The sequence below is a fragment of the Corallococcus interemptor genome, assembly GCF_003668875.1.
Lineage (GTDB): Bacteria > Myxococcota > Myxococcia > Myxococcales > Myxococcaceae > Corallococcus > Corallococcus interemptor.
In genome coordinates this window covers 1-403 of record NZ_RAWM01000419.1, presented here as the reverse complement: position 1 = coordinate 403, position 403 = coordinate 1, and the positions used below count along the sequence as shown (strand labels likewise).

The following is a 403-nucleotide window of genomic DNA, read 5'->3' as shown; positions in this document are numbered from 1 at the left end:
CTGGTATGATTTCTTTTCCCCATTTTTTTCTTTTTTTCTTTTTTTTCTTTTTTTGCTGCCACTCGTTGACATATTTTTGGTTTCCTTGACAATTGACTTGCCACAAGATTCTGACGACTTTGAACCATCCATGGATGCAACTTTTGATGATGCTTCAGATGAGTTCATGGAGGCAGAAAGCATTCCACCGGTCGTCGAAGGAGGTATATAGTAATAGTCTTGATATTTGATTTTTGACAAGACCATATTCATACCTTTTTCATCTTTCATTGGCAGGTTGTGAGGCGACAGGAGAAGTTCCTCTATCCTTTTTCAGGGCCAGAGCAGGGGGTGCCCACGGATGATCCAGGAGTAGGGGCTTCTTCCACCAGTTTTAATGAGGCAGAGGAGAGTCCGCATGCTG

The 403-nt window shown here is 42.7% G+C and carries 1 protein-coding gene; it reads right to left on the bottom strand.

What is annotated here, in order from left to right; genetic code table 11:
• Positions 1-270, bottom strand: a 270-nt coding sequence (locus D7X96_RS40680) for a hypothetical protein (protein ID WP_208647471.1), incomplete at its 3' end; no start/stop codon positions are given.
• Positions 271-403: the final 133 nt, after the last annotated feature.